16 protein-coding genes are annotated in these 19980 nt (G+C 65.8%); 12 read left to right on the top strand and 4 right to left on the bottom strand.

Annotated elements, in window-relative coordinates; all coding sequences use genetic code 11:
- Positions 1 to 348 precede the first annotated feature (348 nt).
- Together GA0116996_RS06915 and GA0116996_RS06910 are read left to right on the top strand one after the other, a co-directional pair.
- A complete protein-coding gene (locus GA0116996_RS06915) occupies positions 349 to 603 on the top strand; it encodes a FitA-like ribbon-helix-helix domain-containing protein (protein ID WP_092309763.1) in 255 nt (84 codons plus the stop codon).
- Positions 600 to 1019: a type II toxin-antitoxin system VapC family toxin gene (locus GA0116996_RS06910; RefSeq protein WP_092308581.1), complete on the top strand. Its 420-nt coding sequence runs from the start codon at positions 600 to 602 to the stop codon at positions 1017 to 1019. The genes GA0116996_RS06915 and GA0116996_RS06910 overlap by 4 nt, the downstream gene beginning before the upstream one ends.
- A 36-nt stretch (positions 1020 to 1055) precedes the next feature.
- Here the strand turns inward: GA0116996_RS06910 and GA0116996_RS06905 are convergent, their stop codons facing one another.
- Together GA0116996_RS06905 and galU are read right to left on the bottom strand one after the other, a co-directional pair.
- Entirely contained in the window at positions 1056 to 1871 is an 816-nt protein-coding gene (locus GA0116996_RS06905) for an undecaprenyl-diphosphate phosphatase (protein ID WP_092308578.1), read from the bottom strand.
- A gap of 57 nt (positions 1872 to 1928) precedes the next feature.
- Positions 1929 to 2825, bottom strand: a complete 897-nt coding sequence (gene galU, locus GA0116996_RS06900; protein WP_092308575.1) for a UTP--glucose-1-phosphate uridylyltransferase GalU — start codon at positions 2823 to 2825, stop codon at positions 1929 to 1931.
- A 495-nt stretch (positions 2826 to 3320) separates the two neighbouring features.
- On the opposite strand from galU, the gene GA0116996_RS06895 reads away from it, so the two are divergent.
- Genes GA0116996_RS06895 through GA0116996_RS06865 form a run of 7 tightly spaced genes read left to right on the top strand, consistent with a single transcriptional unit; the run spans position 3321 to position 11918 of the window.
- Positions 3321 to 4460 carry a polysaccharide biosynthesis/export family protein gene (locus GA0116996_RS06895; RefSeq protein ID WP_092308572.1) on the top strand — a complete coding sequence of 380 codons (1140 nt, stop codon included), beginning with the start codon at positions 3321 to 3323 and terminating at the stop codon, positions 4458 to 4460.
- Positions 4457 to 4894, top strand: coding sequence for a low molecular weight protein-tyrosine-phosphatase (locus GA0116996_RS06890; RefSeq protein WP_092308539.1), 438 nt, complete (start codon positions 4457 to 4459; stop codon positions 4892 to 4894). Before GA0116996_RS06895 ends, GA0116996_RS06890 begins: the two co-directional genes overlap by 4 nt.
- 21 nt (positions 4895 to 4915) lie before the next feature.
- Positions 4916 to 7150 carry a polysaccharide biosynthesis tyrosine autokinase gene (locus tag GA0116996_RS06885; RefSeq protein WP_092308537.1) on the top strand — a complete coding sequence of 745 codons (2235 nt, stop codon included), beginning with the start codon at positions 4916 to 4918 and terminating at the stop codon, positions 7148 to 7150.
- A 3-nt stretch (positions 7151 to 7153) separates the two neighbouring features.
- Positions 7154 to 8233 carry a hypothetical protein gene (locus GA0116996_RS06880; RefSeq protein ID WP_092308535.1) on the top strand — a complete coding sequence of 360 codons (1080 nt, stop codon included), beginning with the start codon at positions 7154 to 7156 and terminating at the stop codon, positions 8231 to 8233.
- Positions 8196 to 9425, top strand: a complete 1230-nt coding sequence (locus tag GA0116996_RS06875; protein WP_092308532.1) for a polysaccharide pyruvyl transferase family protein — start codon at positions 8196 to 8198, stop codon at positions 9423 to 9425. The genes GA0116996_RS06880 and GA0116996_RS06875 overlap by 38 nt, the downstream gene beginning before the upstream one ends.
- Entirely contained in the window at positions 9425 to 10624 is a 1200-nt protein-coding gene (locus GA0116996_RS06870) for a lipopolysaccharide biosynthesis protein (protein ID WP_092308529.1), read from the top strand. The genes GA0116996_RS06875 and GA0116996_RS06870 overlap by 1 nt, the downstream gene beginning before the upstream one ends.
- On the top strand, positions 10611 to 11918 hold the full coding sequence (locus GA0116996_RS06865) for a glycoside hydrolase family 5 protein (protein WP_092308526.1): 1308 nt from the start codon (positions 10611 to 10613) through the stop codon (positions 11916 to 11918). Before GA0116996_RS06870 ends, GA0116996_RS06865 begins: the two co-directional genes overlap by 14 nt.
- A 21-nt stretch (positions 11919 to 11939) precedes the next feature.
- On the opposite strand, the gene GA0116996_RS06860 is transcribed toward GA0116996_RS06865, so the two are convergent.
- Together GA0116996_RS06860 and GA0116996_RS06855 are read right to left on the bottom strand one after the other, a co-directional pair.
- Positions 11940 to 13052 (bottom strand): glycosyltransferase, encoded by a 1113-nt coding sequence (locus GA0116996_RS06860; protein ID WP_092308523.1) that lies wholly within the window; start codon positions 13050 to 13052, stop codon positions 11940 to 11942.
- Positions 13053 to 13123: 71 nt separating this feature from the next.
- Positions 13124 to 14503, bottom strand: coding sequence for an undecaprenyl-phosphate glucose phosphotransferase (locus GA0116996_RS06855; protein ID WP_092308517.1), 1380 nt, complete (start codon positions 14501 to 14503; stop codon positions 13124 to 13126).
- Positions 14504 to 15163: 660 nt separating this feature from the next.
- Here GA0116996_RS06855 and GA0116996_RS06850 point away from each other — a divergent pair.
- The 3 genes from GA0116996_RS06850 (at position 15164) to GA0116996_RS06840 (ending at position 19297) form a co-directional block, all read left to right on the top strand.
- The gene (locus GA0116996_RS06850; protein ID WP_092308515.1) at positions 15164 to 15985 is read left to right on the top strand and encodes a transcriptional regulator; all 822 of its coding nucleotides are present in this window, start codon (positions 15164 to 15166) and stop codon (positions 15983 to 15985) included.
- Positions 15986 to 16275: 290 nt separating this feature from the next.
- Positions 16276 to 17988 (top strand): hypothetical protein, encoded by a 1713-nt coding sequence (locus tag GA0116996_RS06845; protein WP_092308512.1) that lies wholly within the window; start codon positions 16276 to 16278, stop codon positions 17986 to 17988.
- Positions 17989 to 18175: 187 nt separating this feature from the next.
- A complete protein-coding gene (locus GA0116996_RS06840) occupies positions 18176 to 19297 on the top strand; it encodes a hypothetical protein (RefSeq protein WP_092308509.1) in 1122 nt (373 codons plus the stop codon).
- Positions 19298 to 19980: the final 683 nt, after the last annotated feature.

The raw sequence follows: 19980 nt of genomic DNA, 5'->3' as shown, positions 1-19980 counted from the left end.
TGCCGATATTCCCCACAGAAGTATCCGCGCTATCTTGGCATCTCTTTCCTGACGGCCATCAATGACCTGGAGATTTCGCGTGTGATGGTGGGCTGGATAGTATGGAGGAACGTTTGATATGTAAACTCATGTGCATCAAACGTAACCCAAGGGGGCGATTGTCCAGGCTGGCCGAAGGGGAGTCAACTGAACCAAGTTCCCGCATTCATTCGTCTTAGCTGCTCAACGAATACTGCTCCGCGAGGCTGGCCGCTACGGCTGGAACGTTGATGGCAGCACAATGGCCCTTGCATTCATGCTGTCATTTGCGTAAATTTGCAGTCAATGAAGGCATGAATGAGGTGGACTATGGCCATCCTGACAGTGAGAAATGTGCCGGATGCGGTACATCGCGCTCTGCGCTTGCGGGCCGCCGAGCATGGCCGCAGCACCGAGGCAGAAGTCCGCGAGATTCTCGAGCGTGCGGTGAAGTCCGACCAGCGCGTCCGCATAGGCGATGCGTTGGCGGCTCTGGGTCGTCGCGCCGGGCTGACGAATGAGGATTTCGCAGAATTGGACAAGGTACGCGACAAGGTGTCAGCAGAGCCGATGAGGTTTGAATGATCGTCCTCGATACGAATGTCGTTTCCGAGGCGATGAAGGCGGAACCCGATCCGGCCGTACGCGCCTGGCTGAATGAGCAGGTGGCGGAAACTCTGTATCTGTCGAGTGTGACGCTGGCCGAGCTGCTGTTCGGCATCGGTGCGCTGCCGGACGGTAAGCGCAAGAAGGCCCTGGGTGAAGCCTTGGACGGCTTGATAGCGTTGTTTGCCGAGCGCTTGCTGGCGTTCGATACTGAAGCGGCTCGTCATTATGCCGAACTAGCGGTAAAGGCCCGCACGGCAGGAAAGGGCTTTCCGACGCCTGATGGGTATATTGGCGCCGTTGCCGCCTCCAGGGGATTTATCGTGGCCACCCGCGATACCAGCCCGTTCGAGGCAGCCGGCCTTACGGTGATCAATCCTTGGGCGCACCAGTAGCCAACGATGCCGCCATTCGTCGCGAGTGCCCCCAACTCAAAACGACCACCCCAAACTCACCACCCCGATCACCACCCCCAGCCCGATCCGATACCACGCAAACACCCGCAGCGAATGCCGCGCCACCAGCCGCACCAGCGCATTGACGACAAAGAGCGCGGAGAGGAAGGCGGCGGTGAAGCCGGCAGCAATCGACCAGATGTCCTGCAGGCTGAGCAGGTGGTAGTGGCGCATGGCATCGTAGGTGGCGGCGCCGAGCATGGTGGGGATGGCGAGGAAGAAGGAGAACTCGGTCGCTGCCTGCCGCGATACGCCTGACAGCATGCCGCCGATGATGGTGGCGCCGGAGCGTGACGTGCCGGGGATCATCGCCACGCACTGGGCGAAGCCGATGCCGATGGCCTGTTTCCAGCCGAAGTCTTCGATGGCGTGGATGCGCGGCACGGCGCTGCGGCGCTCGACCCAGAGGATGACCAGCCCGCCCGCGATCAGGGCGGCGGCAACCACGGCCGGATCGAAGAGGTGGTGCTTGATGGGGCCGATGAGCAGCGCGCCGATGATCGCGGCGGGCAGGAAGGCGACCAGCACCGCGGTGGCGAAGCGCAGTGCGTCGGGGTCGCGCCGCACCACGCCCTCGCACAGGTCCGTGATCTTGGCACGGTACAGCCAGCACACGGCGAGGATCGCGCCCAGCTGGATCACCACGTCGAACACGCGCGCCTCGTGCGAGGTGAAGCCGATCCAGTCGCCCACCAGGATCAGGTGCCCGGTGCTCGAAATGGGCAGGAATTCGGTCAGGCCCTCGAGCAGGCCGAGAAAGAATGCCTTGCCCAGGTGGATCCAGTCGATCATGTGGCGGCTGCCTTGTGGTTGCTGTGCGGTTCGAAGGGGGCGCGAAGCAGGGGACCGTCAGGCCGCCAGGCTGTGGAACAGCTGAGGCTCGCGCTGCTCCAGGTAGCTGCGGAACTGCGCGCCGGTTTCCTGGTGCTTGAGCGCGTACTCGACGGTCGCCTTCAGGTAGCCCAGCTTGCTGCCGCAGTCATAGCGCGTGCCCTGGTAGCGATAGGCCAGCACCTGTTCCTGGCTCAGCAGCGACTGGATCGCGTCGGTGAGCTGGAACTCGCCGCCGGCGCCGGGCTTCAGTGCGCGCAGGTGGTCGAAGATGCGCGGCGTCAGGATGTAGCGGCCGACCACGCCGAGGTTGGACGGGGCCTCTTCGGGCGCGGGCTTCTCGACGATGCCCGAGACCTTGATCACGCCTTCGCCCCACTCGCGGCCCTCGACCACGCCGTAGGAGCGGCTCTGCTCCGGCAGGATTTCTTCGACCCCCAGCACCGAGCAGTTGTAGTGGTCGTAGGCATCGACCATCTGCTTCATCACCGGCGGGTTGCCGTCGATCAGGTCGTCGGCCAGCATCACCGCGAACGGGGCGTCGCCCACCAGCTTGGCCGCGCACAGCACCGCATGGCCCAGGCCCAGCGCTTCGGACTGGCGCACGTAGAAGCATTCGACGTTGGCGGGCTTGATCGAGCGCACCACGTCCAGCAGCGCGCGCTTGTTCTTGGCTTCGAGCTCCACTTCCAGTTCGAAGGCCTTGTCGAAGTGGTCTTCGATGGCGCGCTTGGAGCGGCCGGTGACGAAGATCATCTCGGTGATGCCGGCGGCCATGGCTTCTTCCACGGCGTACTGGATCAGCGGCTTGTCCACCACCGGCAGCATTTCCTTGGGGCTGGCCTTGGTGGCCGGCAGGAAGCGGGTGCCCAGGCCTGCGACCGGGAAGACGGCCTTGCTAACGCGACTTGTCATTTCAGTGGTTCCCTTCAAAGGTTCGGCAATGCTCGGTGCGATGGCGGCGAGGCCTGCCTTCATCCGCCGGCAAAGAAAGAGGGTGTAGGCGCAACAGGGAATCAATCGCCTACACCCTTAAGTCGGCACGGGGTGCCACCCGCGATTGTGCTGCGTCGCACCACCCGCGGTACCCCTCACGCGTTGGGACGGAATTCGTTTCCACTCCGATGGGGGGATCGGAAACTTGGTAAAAACGCCGGCCGCGCCTTGAAGATGTAGTCCCGCGAGCCATAAACTTCGCCGGTCATTTACGGATGACGCAGTGCAGAAAAGAGCGCGCCCAGCGCGCCGGGCACAACCAGTCAACACCGCCAGGTTCAGTTCCGCAGCCGTGCAGACAAGCGGACAGGCACCCCCGGGTGCCATGCCGGACCAGCGGGGTCACCGCTGTGCGTTACGACAGGGTGGCGGCGGGCCATGCGGGTCTTCTTGCAAACAAGGGAATCATCGAGAGTGCTAAAGCTTTCAAGCAGCTTGAGGTTTGGCAGGGCCGTCATGTGCCTGGGGATCGTTCCGTTGCTGGCATCGTGCGCGCTGGCGCCGGGCATGCGCTTCGATCCGCAGCGCCCGCTGGATCCGGAAGACCCGGAGTCGGTGCCCAAGGTCACGCAGATCACGCCGGCGCTGGTGCGCACGCTGAAGGCCGCCACGCCGCCCGCGAACGCTGGCGTCGAGGCCTTGTTCGGCGAGCCCGGGCCCTATACCGTGGGGGTCGGCGACATTCTCTCGATCGTGGTGTGGGATCACCCGGAACTGGTGTTCCCCACGCAGACCTACTCGATCGGCGCCGCCTACGAGATCCCCAGCTACAGCGGCGCGGCCAACATTCCGGGCTACGTGGTGAGCCCGGCCGGCACCATCCAGTTTCCCTACGCCGGCGTGCTCAAGGTGCTCGGCCAGACGCCGGACCAGATCCGCGGGCAGCTGAGTACCCAGCTCAAGCCGGTGGTCACGATGCCGCAGGTCACGGTGCGCGTGCTGGCGTTTCGCAGCAAGCGGGTCTACCTCGACGGCGAAGTCAAGACGCCGGGTCCGCAGAATATCGACGACGTGCCGATGACGCTGGTCGAGGCGCTCAACCGCGCCGGCGGCATCAACGTGCTGACCGGCGACAACAGCCGCATCCGCATCTCGCGCGAGGGCAAGACCTACTACGTCAGCCTGCCGGCGCTGCTGCAGCAAGGCATCGACCCGGCGCGCATCCTGCTGCGCAACGGGGACATCGTGCGCGTGGAGCAGCGCGAGGACAGCAAGGTCTTCGTGACCGGCGAAGTCGTCAAGCCGACGCCGGTGATGCCGCGCAATGGCCGGCTCACGCTCAGCGAAGCGATCGGTGAAGCCGGCGGCCTGAACCCCAATTCGGCCAACGCCAAGGAGCTCTACGTAATTCGCAAAGCCGCCGACGGGCAGGCCGAGGTGTTCCACCTCGACGGCAAGTCACCGGTCGCGTTTGCCCTGGCCGAGGCCTTCGAGCTGAAGCCGCGCGACGTGGTCTATGTCGATGCCGCGGGCGTGGTGCGCTGGAGCCGCGTGATCAACCAGCTGGTGCCGAGCGGCAACTTCTTCACGTCCACCGCGAACGCCGTCAAATGATCAAGACCGTACTCGTGGTCTGCATCGGCAATATCTGCCGCAGCCCGATGGCACAGGGCCTGCTCAGGCAGGCGCTGCCCGAGGGCGAGGTGGTCTCGGCCGGCCTCGGCGCGCTGTCCGGGCACGCCGCGGATCCGCATGCGGTGGACCTGATGAGCCGCCAGGGCGTGGACATATCCGGGCACCGGGCGCAGCAGCTCAATCACGTGCTGATCCGGCGCGCGGACCTGATACTGGTGATGGACGGCGCGCAGCGGCAGGAGATCCAGCGCCTGCATCCGGCGACCACCGGAAGGGTATTCCGCCTGGGCGAGCTGGAAAAATTCGATGTGCCAGACCCTTACCGCCAGCCCCGTGCGGCATTCGAGAGCGCGCTGCAACTGATCCAGCGCGGCGTGGAGTCCTGGGTGCCGCGCATCCGGGCCCTGGGTTAAACCGATACTGTCCTGCCTGCCATGAACCAGTCCACTTATCTTCCCGTCGCGGCGCCGGCCCAGTCGGACGAGATTGCCGTCGTCCGCTACCTCGACGTGCTGGTGGCAAACCGCTGGCTGATCGCGGCCATTGCCTTTGCCGTCCTGATGCTGGGGGTTGCCTATGCGTTCCTGGCGCGTCCGGTGTACGAGGCCAACATCATGGTGCAGGTCGAGGACAGCCAGAACAGTCCCAACGGCCTGCTGGGCGATGTCTCGTCGCTGTTCGACGTCAAGACGCAGGCGACCGCGGAAATCGAGATCCTGCGCTCGCGCATGGTGGTCGGCAAGGCGGTCGACAACCTGCGGCTCTATATCGATGCCAAGCCCAAGTATTTTCCGCTGGTCGGGCCGTGGATCGCCAGCCAGTCGAAGGGGCTGTCCGAACCCGGCCTGTTCGGCATGGGCGGCTATGCGTGGGCCGGTGAATCGATCGAGGTGCCGACCTTCGACGTGCCCGAGGCGCTGCAAGGCGAGAACTTCCTGCTGGTGAGCCTGGGCGATGGCCGCTACCGGCTCGAGCAGAGCAGCCTGGACAAGCCCATCGTCGGCCGCGTCGGCGAAGTGGTCGAGGCCAGCCATGCGGTGGGCGAGATCCGGCTGCTGGTGACGGCGCTGAAGGCCAAGCCTGGCATTGCCTTCAACCTGGTGCGCCAGTCGCGGCTGAAGACGCTGGAGCAGCTGCAGCAGCAGCTGAACATCGCGGAGAAGGGCAAGCAGAGCGGCGTGATCGGGGCTTCGCTGGAAGGCAATGACGCCAGGCTGACGGCGGCGATCCTGAACGAGATCGGCGACGAATACGTGGCGCAGAACATCAACCGCAAGGCCGCCGAAGCGGAAAAATCGCTGCTGTTCCTCAATAACCTGCTGCCGCAGCTGAAGGGCGAGCTCGAGCGCGCGGAAGTGAAGTACAACGCCATGCGCAACGAGCGCGGCACCTTCAACCTGAGCGAAGAGGGCAAGGCCTTCCTGCAGGAGAGCGTGACCGCCGAAACCTCGCTGCTGGAACTCAAGCAGAAGCGCGCCGAGCTGGTGACGCGCTTTGCGCCGGGCCACCCGTCGATGCAGGCCATCGACAAGCAGATTGCCGCGCTTGCCGCCAAGGTGGGAGCGGTCGCTGGCCGGGTCAAGACCCTGCCGACGCTGGAGCAGGATACCGTGCGCCTGATGCGCGACGTGCAGGTCAACAACGACCTCTATGTCGGCATGCTGAACAATATGCAGCAGCTCAAGCTGGTGAAGGCGGGCAAGGTCGGCAGCGTGCGGCTGGTCGACACCTCGCCGGTGCCCGAGGAGCCGGTCAAGCCGAAGAAGGCGCTGGTGATCGTGCTGGCGGCAGTGCTTGGCGTGCTGGCGGGGGCCGTGGTGGCCTTTGTGCGCAATGCCCTGTATGGCGGCATCACCGACCCCAAGGACATCGAGGAACACACCGGGCTCAACGTCTACGCGACGGTGCCCCAGTCCGAACACCAGCTCACCATCAGCAAGGACATCCAGGCGCGCAAGCGTGGCCACTATCTGCTGGCCGACCGCTTCCCCAACGAGCCCTCGGTGGAAAGCCTGCGCAGCCTGCGCACCTCGCTGCAGTTCGCCATGCTGGATGCGCCCAACAACCGCGTGCTGCTGACCGGTGCCACCGCCGGCGTGGGCAAGTCCTTTGTCTCGGTCAACCTGGCCGCGCTGATGGCCTCCGGCGGCAAGCGCGTGCTGCTGGTCGACGCCGACATGCGCAAGGGCTACCTGAACCAGTACTTCGGCAAGGACCGCGAGCCGGGTTTGTCCGACGTGCTGGCCGGCAAGCTGTCGCTGGAAGACGTGATCCACCGCAACGTGGTGCAGGGACTGGACTTTATCGGCACGGGGACGATTCCGCCGAATCCGGCCGAACTGATGCTGAAGGAGCGCATGGTCAGGCTGCTGGAAGAGCTCAGCGCGCGCTACGACATGCTGATGATCGACAGCCCGCCGGTGCTGGCCGTCGCCGATGCCGCGATCCTGGCCGAGCGTTGCGCCACGGTGTTCCTGGTGACGCGTTTCGGCAAGAGCTCGATCGGCGAGATCTCGGAATGCGCCAAGCAGCTGGGGCAGGTCAACGTGAGCGTGAAGGGAGTGATCTTCAACGGCCTCGACCCCAACGCCTTCCGCTACGGCTATGGCTCCAAGTACGGGCGCTATCGCTATGCCTACTACGGCTACTCGCAGAGCGAGAAGGCGTAAGCCATGCAAGCCGCGAGACTGGACCGCGACTGGGTCTTGGCCGAGCGCGGGCTGGCCACGGTGGCGAGCCTGGTGCTGAGCCTGCTGTACCTGACGATCTATTTCTTCGGGCGCGACTCGCTGCCGGAAAAATGGGTCACCGATTCCAACAAGATGCTGGAATTCCTGGTCAGCGGCTCGACCGACCTTGACGATTCGTTCGCCGCCACCGCCAAAGTGTTCTCGGTGTTCGGGGCGGAGTATGTGAATGTCGTCACCGCCACGGTCGGCGTGGCCTATCTTGCGCTGGCGTCGAGCCGGTTGGCGAGCCTGCGCGACCTCGCCACGCGCTGGCTGTTCGTGCTGCCCTGCATGCTGCTGAACCTGCTGTCGCCGGGCAAGGAGACCGTGGTGATCGCGATGTCGATCGTGCTGGTCATGGGCGGGATGTCGCGCGGCGTGTCGTACCGCGCGCTGGTGGTCATGACCATGGTGCTGTACGGCTGCTACGCGCTCTTCATCCGCAACTACTACGCGATGATCCTGGTGCTGGCGCTGGGCATCCGCGCGTCGGCGCGGCTGTCGCCGGCATGGAAGGCCATCGTGCTGGCCTGCGTGGTGGGCGCGATCCTGGTGGCGCCGTCCGAGATCCTGTTTATCCTGCAGTCGCCGCGGGATATCTCGAACAACTATGCGCTGAGCATCGGCAGCGACAACCGCACCATGATCTGGAACCTGTACCCGCCCACATCCGGTGTGAATTTCATTGTCAACTACCTGTACGCGGCGGTGATGTTCGTGCTGCCGGTGATCAGCTTCCGCGCCCCGGTCGACCTGGCCATGATGCTGATGCATGCCGCGATCCTGCGCGTGGCGCTGCGCGGCTTGTCCGGCACGCCGGCGGCGACCGAGGCCGGGCGCAAGCGCCGCTGGTTCGCCACGCTGGTGGTGGCGCATATCCTGGTGCAGTTTATCTTCGAGCCGGACCTGGGCAGCTATGTTCGCCATCTCACCTCGGTCAGCTTGTTCCTCATCCCTTTGCTAAGTGCCTTGCCGGCCAAACAAGATGAAGCACGTCGTCATATGCGCGGTGCCATACAGTGACAACCTCGGCGATGCGGTGATCGCCGAAACGCTGGCCCACCTGATCCGCCAGGCGGTGCCGGATTGCCGGGTCAGCTTCCTGGACATCGCCGGGCGCACCCGGCTGGGCGAAAACTCGCTGAAGAAGGGTCGCCTGATGCGGCTCTTCTCGCGGCTGCCTGGCTGGGCCCGGGTGCCGGTGCTGACCGCTGCCATCTGGCTGAAATACCGGCGGCAATGGCGCACCCGCTGGCAGCAGCAGCTGGCCGATGCGGATATGGTGGTGGTCGGCGGCGGCCAGTTGCTGTGCGACGTGGACCTGAACTTTCCCCTCAAGCTCTACCTGCTGGCCCGCTGCCTTGGCAGTAACGCGAAGGTCGCGCTGGTGTCGGTGGGCGTGGCGGCCGGCTGGTCGCGCCTGGGGCGCTACCTGGTGTCGCGCTTCTTCGCGCTGGCGGCGCCGCAATTCGTTTCGGTGCGGGATGAAAGCTCGCGGCGCAATATCGTCGGCCTTGGCGCGGGCGAGCCTTGCGATGTCGCCATCATTCCCGATCCCGCCATCCTGAGTTCGTCGCTGTATGCGGAGCACGGGCTGGAGAAGCGCTGGGACGTGGGGATCTGCGTCTCGGACGTCGAATCGCTGCACTACAACGCGGACCTCGTCGCCGTATCGGAGCAGGGCGCCGGGCTGGGCATGTTCGTGGAACTGGTGCACAAGCTGCGCCAGGGCGGACAGCGCGTGGTGCTGTTCACCAACGGCGCCGAGGAAGACAATCTCGCCGCGGCCACGGTCAGGAGCCGGCTGGGTGCGGCGGTTGCGGACGGCGTGGACTACATGCTGCCCAGGTCCCCGGCGGAGCTGGCATCGATCATCGCGGGCTGCCACAGCATGGTCGGGCACCGCATGCACGCCAACATCATCGCCTTCAGCTTCGGCGTGCCTTCCGTCGGCATCGTCTGGGACACCAAGGTCGCGTCGTTCTTCAAGCTGAGCGGGCGCGGCGATTTCGCGGTGCGGCAGAGTGCCGGCGCTGACGACGTGATCGAAAGGCTCACCTACGCGCGCTCGCTGGGCGCGGCGCAGTTCAAGCGTTCGGCGCGGCTGGGCCGCGAGATTACGCAAGGCCTGGCGCAACTGTTCAGCCAGAAGCTGGCGGTGCCGGCCGCGCCGGCGCCGCTCGACGCGGCGCCATCGCTCAAGGGGACGCCGTAATGCGCCGCATGCTGTCGGCGCTGGGCGCGGTGTTCGAGCAGGCCGCATATACGGCGGTGCAGTTCGGCATCAACGTGGCGCTGGCCCGCTCGATGGACGTGGCGGGCTATGGGCTGGTGGCGGTGGTGCTGTCGCTGGTGGTGTTTATCAACATCTTCTATGTTTCGTTCCTGCACGAGCCCGCGCTGATCGAAGGGATCAAGCTGCGCGTGCGCTTTTCGGCCGAAGTCGCGGTGCTGACGGTGCTTCCGGTCGCGGCCGGGTCCATCCTCTACCTGTACGGGCATGGCCTGAGCACGTCGGCCTGCGCGGCCGCCGCGGTGCTGTTTGCCAGCTACACCGCGTACTGGGTGCTCAGGACGGTGGGCGCGAAGACGCGCGGCTATGCCGGGCTGCTGGTCTGCCACACCCTGATCGGCGGCGGCGTGGCCATGATCGGCCTGGCCTCCGGCACGCAGCCGGCGCCCGCGGCAATGCTGCTGCTCGCGGCCGCGATCCTGCTGCCGACCCTGGTCGCGGCCGCCACGCTGCGCCGCCGCGGCCGCATCGAACTGATCCCGGGCCGGCCGGAGTCGCCGCGCCAGTGGCTGGGGTTCGGTGCCAGCTCGGCCAGCGCGCAGCTGATGAGCTGGCTGGTCGGGCCGGGCCTGGTGGTGCTGCTCGGCTCGCTCGGGCATTTCGCCGATTCGGCCAAGTTCCGCATCCTGCTGACGGTGCTGCTGCCGGCCCAATATATCCTGATGGCGCTGGGCTACCACCTGATGCCGAGGTTTGCGGCGTCGTTCCGGCAGGACGACACGCTGACGCTGGCCCGGAACGCGGCCGGCTTCGTGCTGGGCGGCGTGGTGCTGTCCGGCGCGCTGAGCGTGCTGCTGCTGCTGTTTGGCGACCAGGTCGTGGTCATGCTGTTCGGCGCGGCGTATGGGGATCTCGACGTGCGCTTCTTTTCGCTGTTTCCAATCGTGTTTGCGGTGGTGATGTGCCTGCGCACCTTGCTGAAGGCGTTCGGCATGGCGCGCGCCATCTTCCTGGCCGCGGGCATCGGCCTGCTTGCCGGCGTCGTGCTGGGGGCATGGCGATATCCGCAGCTGGACTACCTCGTGGCGGCGCAGGTCATGCTGGTGTCGTTCCTCGTCATTGCGCTGTTCCAGACCGGTGCGCTCGCCATGGGCGTACTGCGCAGGCATGTCGCCGCGTAGCGCCGCATCGCCGCGCCGCGGGGCGCAGACGCGTGCGCTGGCGCTGGCCGCGCTGATCGCGGTCTCGGGCTGGTGGCCCGCCCGGCAGGCGCATGCCGAGAACGGGCAGGCCTCTGGCCGGATTGCGTCGATGCCGGCCTTTGCCGTGCAGATCGATCCGGCCACGGTGTCGGCCCGCGACTTCGCCGAGATCCGGCGCCTCGGCTTCTCGCACGTGCGTTTCGGCGTGCGGCCCGGGGTGGTGCGCGGACACCTGGCGCCGCAGCGCTACGCGCAGGTCATTGCGCAGGCACGCCAGGCCGGCCTGCAGATGCTGGTCACGCTGTATGGCGGGCGGTATATCTGGGGCGACCAGGGCGAGGACGGTGGCAGCGACGCCAGCGAGGCCAGCTTCGCCGCCTTCGCCAGCCAGTTCATGCAGCGCAACGCCGGGCCGGACCTCTCATACGAGATCTGGAACGAGCCCGACAACAAGACCTTCCTGCATCCGTCGGTACCCGTTTCGCGGCTGCTCTCGACCGCCGGCAGGATCTGCGACACGCTGGCGCAGGCCGGCACGGTGCCGCCACCGTCGGTTTACCTGTTCGGCCTGGCGCGGCTGCCCGGGCCGGCAAATCCTGTGGCGGAACAGTCCCTGTCGCGCCTGCTGACCGATCCGCGGCTGGGCTGCATGAAGGGGCTCAGCATCCATCCGTACCGCGCCACGCCCGAGACGCTGCTGCGCGACTATCGGCAGCTGGGCGGCCGCATCCGCAATTCGCCGCGTCCGGGCGCGCAACTGATCGTCAGCGAATGGGGCTATGCCTCGTACCTGCCGGTGCGCAGCGAAGCCGCGCAGGCGACGCTGATCGCCAGGCAGGTGCTCGCCGGCGTCATGGCGCAGGTGCCCATGCTCGGCATCTATGCATGGCGCGACCGCGGCCAGGCAAGATGGGACCGCGAGGCGAACTTCGGCCTGCTCAGGAACGATGGCTCGGAGAAGCCGGTCATCGCCATGCTGCGCGACCTGCTGGGCCTGCTTGCCGGGGCGCAGGACGCCCACTGGCGCCAGCGCCAGGACAGCTTCGTGCTGTCGCTGCGCAAGGATGGCGCGGTGCATCGCATCTATTGGGGGCCGCAAGGCCGGGCGCTGTTGCGCGAGGCGCTGGCGCAGGCGGGGCCGGACGGCTGCAAGGTGAGGGCGCTGGGCAGCGCCGCAGGCGCGCGCCCGTGCGCGGCGCTGCAGGACGGCACCGTGCTTGCCGACGCCGGGATGCTGCTGGCCAGCTGGCCCGGCGGCAATGCGCCGCCCTGACCAGCAACGGCCGGTGCGGTGCTAGGCGAGCACCGCGCGCGAGTAGAAGGACTCGAACTTCTGGGCCTGGGTCACGATGTTGAACTCGGACTTGGCCCGCGTCACGGCGTGTTCGGACATGGTCTGCCACAGCGTGGCATCGCCGACGATGGCTTCGATCGAACTGGCCATGGAAGGGGCGTCGTCCACCGGCACGATAAAGCCGTTGCTGCCATCGACGATGATGTCCTTGATGCCGTCGACGTCGGTGCCGACCACCGGGATCGCCAGCGCATTGGCTTCCGCCAGCACGTAGCCGAAGCTCTCGTAGTGCGAGGTCAGCACCACCACCGCGGCATCCGCCAGCAGTTCCAGCAGCTCGGCGCGGCTCATCCACGCGATCGCGGTGATGTCCTTGCCCTCGACCAGCCCGCGCTCCTGCAGCATGGCATCGAGCGTGGCGCGGTCGTTTTCGTAGTGGCCGTAGCCGACCAGCATGAATTCGATGTCGGTACGGCCCTGGAATAGCCTGGCCACGTCCAGGAACATGGGGATGTTCTTCTGCGGGCTGATCCGCGCCACCATGATCACGCGCTTGACGCCGGCCCCCAGCTGCCTTTCCACCGGCACGGAGCGGGGCTCGACGGCGTTCAGGATGGAGTGCGCGCGCTCGCGCGGCAGGCCCACCTCATGGATGGCGCGGTCGCGCTCCGACGGCGAGGTCGCCAGCACCGCATCGGTAAGCCGGTGCAGGAAGCGCTCCGCCATCAGGAACACGCGGCGCTTGATGCCGCGCAGGCCCAGGTAATAGTAGGCATGCGGGGTGTAGACCACGCGCACGTTCAGGCCGATGCAGGCCAGCCGGCCCACCAGCCCCGCCTTGGAGCTGTGCAGGTGGACGATCTGCGGCGCCACGCGCTTCACCAGCGCACGCAGGTTCAGTGCCGCCTTCAGGTCGTTGAGCGGATCGAGCTTGCGCGGAATCGGCAGGTAGCTGACGCCGAAATTGCGCGCATCGGCAATCGCCGAGACCGAGCATTGCTTCGGCAGCGCAAAGTGGAAGCTGATGCGCTGGTCGTTGATATGGGAGGCCAGCAGGTGCAGGTAGGTCTCGACACCTCCCAGGCACTCGGTCACGTGCAGGACTTTGATCATTGGCTTGCGGGTTCGATGGCTAAACAGGCGCCGGAATGGACGCGGAAGGGATGGGCATGGGCTGGCCTGGTTCAGTAAGCGTTGCTGCCCATCCAGCCGCGGAAGGCGGTCCAGAAAATGATGCGCAGGTCGAGCCAGAACGACCAGTTGCGGATGTAGAAGATGTCGTGCTCGACCCGCTTGGCCATCTTGTCGAGGGTGTCGGTCTCGCCGCGATAGCCGTTGATCTGCGCCCACCCGGTGATGCCCGGCTTGACGCGGTGGCGCAGCATGTAGAAGTCGAGCTGCTCCTTGTACATGTTGTTGTGCGCCATCGCGTGCGGACGCGGGCCCACCACGCTCATCTCGCCCTTCAGCACGTTGATGAACTGCGGCAGCTCGTCCAGGCTGGTGCGGCGCAGGAAGGCGCCGATCGGCGTGATGCGGCTGTCGCCCTTGGTGGCCTGCGTGACGACGCCGTGTTCGGCATGCACCTTCATGCTGCGGAACTTGTAGACGTGGATGACGCGTCCGTCCAGGCCGAGACGTTCCTGCTTGAAGAACACCGGCCCGGGCGAGTCGCGCTTGATCAGCACGGCGATCAGCAGGAACAGGGGCGACAGCGCCACCAGCACCAGCGCGGCGAAGGTGCGGTCGAAGATTGCCTTGATGGTGCCGCGCACGCCCAGCGACGGCGGCTTGTTCATCTCCACCGCGGGCATGCCGAGGAAATTGCCGACGTTGTGGTTGAGCAGGTCGAAGTCGAGCACGCTCGGCATCCACTTGATGTCGATGAAGTCATTGCGCAGCGAGAAGGCGATCTCCTGCATCAGGCGGTGCTCGCTCATCGGCAGCGTCAGCCAGATCTCGGCAATGCCGTGCTCGCGTGCGAACGCGGCGATGTCGGCGCTGTCGTTGATGCGGCGGCGTCCTTCCGGCGTGGGCTCGCCTTCGGCGGCATAGATGCCGCTGATCTTGTAGCCGGTGGTGTGGCTGGCGGTGGCGCGGCGGTACATTTCCTGGCCGGTGCGGCCGAAGCCGACGATGACGACGCGCTTGTTGTTGGCGCCGGCAACGCGCAGCAGGTTGAGCACGGCACGACTGACCACGCGCAGCGCCACCAGCCCTGCCAGCGCGAACAGGTACCAGTACACCATCCACAGGCGCGACAGCGAGTCGGTCTGGTGCAGCAGGTAGGTCAGCAGCAGGCTCACCAGCCAGACCAGGCTCCACGCTGACAATAACCGCCAGGCGAGCGAGAACAGGCTGCGTCCGCGCCACGACGTGTACACGTCGAAGCCTGGCAGCACGATGAAGGCAATGGCACAGGCAAAGTACTGGATGAACTGGTGGATTGGCGCCTGCGCGGTGTCGAAGCGCGCTTCACTGGCCAGGATTGCCGCCACCCAGATGGCGCCGGCGTCGAGCAGGCGAGCCATCAGCGCGAGCTGATCGTGGTGCCTGGCAAACATATCGCGATAGATACCCAATTGCTTCTCCCAGAAGCGTTGAGTAATGGGCACCCATGCGAGTGCCCATGCCCTTGTTGTCTCCTCCGAACTCCCGGTCCGCGCGAAGTGGCGGCCAGGCTCGTCGCACGGCATGCATCTGCGTGTGCATGCTCATGGCGTGATCAAGCAGAGTCGTGCGGGGCTGCCTTGCGGCAGCGGTTGCATGGTGTGGCGGCGGTCAGCGCAAGACCTGCCACGGGCCGCATCGGTGAGGGCCGTCCATGCAACTGCAACGCTCTCGTACTGCCGGTGCGCTGAAGGCCCCGGCGTGCTCCGTGTTTTCTGGAGCGAATAGTGCGATGCAGCCAAAAGCGTCGGTACCCTTCATCGGAAGGGAAACTCCGCACGCGTGTGCACCGGTCTCGCGCCGGGGCCCGCAGCGCAAATCGTGGGGGACGTGACCGACTTTCGCGCGTTTTTTCGCGCGCGAAAATGCCGCCATTCGGGCTTCTGCGTTACCCCGCGCAAGGAGGGAAACGACAGGGCAGCGCACCCCTCGCTGCGGGGGTGAGAATAAAAAGCGATGACGAGCAGGTCCGGAACCGCCGGCCTGGTGCGAGACACCGGCACGGCGGATGCGGTGCAGCGTCCGGGCATCCTTCACTCCACCGCGGTAGAGGAATGAGAAAGAACACAGAGCCACTGACGGTCTTCACGCGCGAACAGCTGGATTCGTATTTCGCGTCGTACGTAGGGATGGAAGGCGGCAATCCAGGCGCTGCGGTCTGGTTCTGCGACAGCTCTCCGCATCCCGGCGTGGCGCCGCTGTCGGGCCCGCTGATTCCGCATGCGCGCCCAACCGCCTGGGATGCCGCATACCGCAGCCAGTATCGGCATCACATGGAGCGCTGGCAATCGCACCAGAAGATCGCGCGCATCATGGCCGCGGCGCGCGCCAGGGTGTTCAAGACCACCATGGGCGAGCAGGACTGGAGGCATTACTTCGACCATCACCTGTACGGCCCGCAGGGCGCCGAGTTCAAGCTCAGCCTGTTTCCGCTGCCGGCGCGCCTGACCGACGAGATCCCGTGGTCGAAGGCGTTTCGCGGCCAGCCGCAACTGTTTCCGCGACGGCGCTATCTCGACCTGTGCCGCGAAGGCCGCCGTTTTGCCTTCATCGACGGCATTCGCCGGCTCTGGAAGCCGAAGGTGGTGGTCTGCCTGGGCGAGCGGCACGCCGACGACTTCGCGCAGGCATTCGGCCTGGCGCAGGCACACGCCACCGACCACGTGCTGCAACCCGCCGACCAGCCCAAGACGCTGCGCGTGCTGGAACGCGACGGCACCACGTGGCTGATCTGTCCGCCGCTGGCCGGGGCCGGGGGAATGATGTCCGATGTGCTGCTGGATGCGATGGGGCAGTACCTGTCGCGCTGGCTGCGCCCGGACGATTTCCCGGTACACGTCATGGGCGAGGCGCAGGAGTCGGTGAGCCTGCCATGAACCATTGCCAGCGAGCGTCATGGACGCCCCGGCCCGGCCCCCGCCATGTGCCGCGCCGACGCTTTGAGTTTCCCCCGCCACGTAGGGGTGACACCGATTGGTGGATGCGTTTATCTGCGGGCTGCCGCGACCTGCAAGCTGCTGCCGCGGCATCGGCCTGCAGCGTCGCGGGTGGTAACAAGGGCAGCAGGGGCAGCACAGGGCGCCGCAGACTGCGCGCGGCAGGTTAGCCGTCGCAGGCTTCCCCACCATGTTTCGTCGTAGCGAAGTATTGATCTCAGGAGAGCAGCGTGCAAAGCAAAACCCGGAACATCTTCATCCTTGGCATCATGGCAGGCGCGGCGGCAACGCTCGTCGCTTGCGGCGGCGGTGGCGACGATGCGCCAGCGCCCGGCCAGCCGTCCCAACCGTCGGCCACGGTCAGCGGCAAGGCGGTGGACTTCTACCTGTCGGGCTCGACCGTCACCTTCCTTGACTGCGAGAACAAGACCGCGGTCACCAATGCCACCGGCGACTTCACGTTCCCGGCAGGCTGCACCAAGAGCGCGCTGAAGGTGACCGGCGGCACCGATGCCGGTACCAAGTTGCCGTTCGCCGGCGTGCTGCAGGCCGCGGCGATCGATTACCGCGAGGGCGTGACACAGGTAGTCTCGCCGCTGACCACGCTGGCGGTGCAGCTCGGGGCAGGCTCGGTCGCGCCGCTGGCAACGGGCCTGGGCCTCGCCGGCAAGGACCTGGCCACGCTTGACCCGATGCAGGATGCGCAAGCGCTGCGCGCGGCGGTGGTGGTGCAGCAACTGGTCGACCACGTCTCCAAGACGCTGACCGGCCTGGGCGAGGGCGGTACGCTGACGCCCGCGGATTCGGCCGCGGCGGCGTCGAAGGCGGTCGCCACCGCGGTGGCGGGCGCGTCGGGCACGGCGGACCTGAGCAGCGGTGCGCTGGTGGCGGGTGTCGTGTCCAGCGCCGTGCAGAACGCGCAAGCGGGGCTGCCCGCCAGCCTGCAATCGAACATCGGCGCCGTGGCCACCAATGTGGCCGCACTGGCCGCGCCGGTGATCGCCGGCGAAGTGGATAGCGTCAGCACCGCGCTGGAAGCGATCGACATCAGCAGCAGCCCCACCGAAACGCTGTCGGCCCTGATCGAAGGCGGATCGATCAACATCGTCACGCAGAGCGCCCAGGCGGCCACGACCACGGCGCTGGTGCAGGCGGTCACGGATAGCGCGCTGACCAATGCCGCGAACGCGGCGGGGCTCGCGCAGCTCGGCGACGCCGTATCGAGCGGCAGTGCCGCCCAGATCCAGCAGGTCGCGGCGAACCTCGGCGGCGTGGTCGATGCCGGCGCCATCAACAGCGTGGCCGATGCGGTCCGGCTGAAGAACTCGCTGGTGCTCTCCAACCTGACCATCAACGGTGTGTCGCAGCCGATCACCGACACCATCACCGCCACCGGCGGCTCGCTCGATGCGATCCAGGTCGGCGTGGCACAGAACGGCGATGCCTTCAACGGCGGGCCGACGCAAGTGCGCGCGGGGCTGAGCTACACCTATAACGGCAACCAGGTCGACGTGATCATTGAGAACGTGACGCTGACCTTCAACGGCTCGCAACTGGTCGATGCGGTGGTGCCGGCCAACACCGCGTATTCCTTCCGTGTCAGCGGCGGCCTGTCGGTCGCGGCAAGCCTGACCAACGCCGCCGCGGACAGCCTGTTCTCCAGCGCCAACGGTGGCTCGCTCAACCTGCCGTTCACCACCTTCCTCGGCAAGCTGCGCTCTTCCGGCGCGCTCAGCCAGGCGCAGGTCGACGCGCTCACGCCCAAGGCGACCAGCACCTTCCCGGTGACGTTCGCCACCACTACCGGCCTGCCCGGCAGGGATGTGCGCGTGGGCATGCTGGTCAACAACGACATCGCATTCGCCAAGACGGCACTGGTCAAGACCGATGCTGAAATGGTGGTCGGCGACGGCCTCAAGACCACGGTCACGCTCAACCCGTGAGCGGCGCGTAGCGCCGTAGTGGTGGCCTTCCGCCCGCACGGGGAAGGCCAGGTTCCCGGTCATCCGATCGCTTGCGGCATGCCGCAAGCGTTGCGCCGAGGATGACCGGGTCATGTTCTGCCTGCATCGGGCGCTTTTCGCGGAACGCGCCCTGCATGAGGCTCGCCCAGCGGCCTCGGAGTTTCCTATGCAGCTGCTTCGAAAGCGCCGGCTCGACCGCGCCTGCGCCCTGATGCTGGGGCTGTGTGCCGCCGGCACGGCCAGGGCCGCCCCCGACGATGTGTTCATGCAGGCCGAGCCCGCCACCGGCGAGTTCACCTCGGTGCGGGTGGAGGCCAGCTACGACATGGTCAACCGTACCGTCGATGTGTTCAACCTGCGCGGGCGCCAGGGCCCGGTGTCCGACAATGCGGGCGACTACCGCGGCGGCAAGCTGATGCTGGGCTACAAGTTCTCGCCGCACTGGTCGGGCTCGGCCACCTACTGGCGCCGCGGCATCGAGTACGGGCAGGACCGCAATCACATCGATACCTGGATGCTGGCAATGCACTACGACCCGCTGGCCGAGGCCGGCGCGCGCGACCGCATCATGCTGCGTTTCTCTCTGTGGGGCGACCACGCCGGCAGCCTGGACCGCTCGTCGCCGGTGATGGTCCGGAACACCACGTTCAACAGCCTCACCGTGAACAACGCCAACGATGTCCAGGCCCAGGCCGACGTGATCTTCTCGGGCGAGCTGAGCGAGCGCAACCAGCTCACCGGCTTTGTCGGGCTTGGGATCAGCCGCGTCACGGTCGGCAGCCTCAATACCCGGCTGCAGCGCGGCAACTGCAATTTCAATGTTGCCATCGGCTCCGACAATCTCGCCAACGGCCAGCTCGCGGCGCCGTGCAACGTGGGCAACGTCACGCTGCAGTCGGCCTCGTTCTCGGTCAATGCCAGCCAGTTCGGGCTGGATTTCAACGACGATTTCAACTACACCGCCGGCTACCTGAACCTGGGCGGGTCGTGGCGCTGGAAATACGAGCGCTTCGCCGCACGCCTGGGCTACCAGTTCCAGTACCTGCTGCGCAGCAACGTCGACAGCCGCGCCGAAACCTACGGCAACGCGCCGATCCGCTCCAACCATACGCTGGGGCTGGAGTTGTCGTATGGGGTGGCCAAGAACGTCGAGGTGTTCCTGCGCGGGCAGGCCTCGCTGTACAACTTCGTCGGCACCATCCCGTTCCTCTACAACGCGACCACCGCCGGCAAGCTGGATCGCTACTACGGCTACGGCTCGATCGGCATCCGCTTTTCCGGATTCTGAGCCGCAAGCGCGCGGCGCAGCCCGGCTTTTGGTTAATTCGTCAGCTGTTTTTTATCCCCTCCGGCGAGGGGATGGAAAATCGCGCCCAAAATATATTGCGCCGCAGCAGATCGCTTATTTCAGACCTTAGAAGATTGAAATTCCTATATCCGAAGGCTTTGGATAAAATCATCTCAATCAACAAAGGGCTATAAGAACCCTATATCAGTCGAACCGGCACCGGCATGGTGCGTTGGATGGACGGTGTGCTCGCTTATATGGTGCACGGCTTCGTTTTACAGGTTCGAAACATTTGTAATTTTTTGTATTTATGGGGGAAGTAAAATAATGAATAAGTTGCAGCCTGATTAATTAAGCGCTGACGCCAAGCGTCTTCCCGGGGCCACCAATGGTGCTCGACCCAGCCGCGACCGAACCGCCTGCCAGGGCGGCGTCGCGCGCCGGAACACGCCTGTTCCAATCACTCGGCAGGCCGTAAAGCAGGTCGTCCGGGACATTATAAAAAACGATGGAAGCATGCCGCTCGGGGGAGGGGCATTCTGCCTCCGTCTATTTTCCTGCCCAGCATAAAAAAGAATTTGCATATGACCACGGCAGTACGTACGCCCGTTGCGGCGGCGGCATGCTGCGGCATTAAATATTGGGGGTCCCACTAAGCAGCAAGGGATAAAATGCAGCATTCA

It is taken from the genome of Cupriavidus alkaliphilus, from assembly GCF_900094595.1.
Taxonomy (GTDB): Bacteria; Pseudomonadota; Gammaproteobacteria; order Burkholderiales; family Burkholderiaceae; genus Cupriavidus; species Cupriavidus alkaliphilus.
The sequence above is the reverse complement of the archived record's forward strand: the minus strand, read 5'-3'. Positions and strand labels throughout refer to the sequence as shown.

Bases quoted from the DNA above. Each gene is read 5' to 3' on its own strand.
- GA0116996_RS06915 (WP_092309763.1), top strand. From the start codon at position 349: ATGGCCATCCTGACAGTGAGAAATGTGCCGGATGCGGTACATCGCGCT.
- GA0116996_RS06910 (WP_092308581.1), top strand. From the start codon at position 600: ATGATCGTCCTCGATACGAATGTCGTTTCCGAGGCGATGAAGGCGGAA.
- GA0116996_RS06905 (WP_092308578.1), bottom strand. From the start codon at position 1,871: ATGATCGACTGGATCCACCTGGGCAAGGCATTCTTTCTCGGCCTGCTC.
- galU (WP_092308575.1), bottom strand. From the start codon at position 2,825: ATGACAAGTCGCGTTAGCAAGGCCGTCTTCCCGGTCGCAGGCCTGGGC.
- GA0116996_RS06890 (WP_092308539.1), top strand. From the start codon at position 4,457: ATGATCAAGACCGTACTCGTGGTCTGCATCGGCAATATCTGCCGCAGC.
- GA0116996_RS06885 (WP_092308537.1), top strand. From the start codon at position 4,916: ATGAACCAGTCCACTTATCTTCCCGTCGCGGCGCCGGCCCAGTCGGAC.
- GA0116996_RS06880 (WP_092308535.1), top strand. From the start codon at position 7,154: ATGCAAGCCGCGAGACTGGACCGCGACTGGGTCTTGGCCGAGCGCGGG.
- GA0116996_RS06875 (WP_092308532.1), top strand. From the start codon at position 8,196: ATGAAGCACGTCGTCATATGCGCGGTGCCATACAGTGACAACCTCGGC.
- GA0116996_RS06870 (WP_092308529.1), top strand. From the start codon at position 9,425: ATGCGCCGCATGCTGTCGGCGCTGGGCGCGGTGTTCGAGCAGGCCGCA.
- GA0116996_RS06865 (WP_092308526.1), top strand. From the start codon at position 10,611: ATGTCGCCGCGTAGCGCCGCATCGCCGCGCCGCGGGGCGCAGACGCGT.
- GA0116996_RS06860 (WP_092308523.1), bottom strand. From the start codon at position 13,052: ATGATCAAAGTCCTGCACGTGACCGAGTGCCTGGGAGGTGTCGAGACC.
- GA0116996_RS06855 (WP_092308517.1), bottom strand. From the start codon at position 14,503: ATGTTTGCCAGGCACCACGATCAGCTCGCGCTGATGGCTCGCCTGCTC.
- GA0116996_RS06850 (WP_092308515.1), top strand. From the start codon at position 15,164: ATGAGAAAGAACACAGAGCCACTGACGGTCTTCACGCGCGAACAGCTG.
- GA0116996_RS06840 (WP_092308509.1), top strand. From the start codon at position 18,176: ATGCAGCTGCTTCGAAAGCGCCGGCTCGACCGCGCCTGCGCCCTGATG.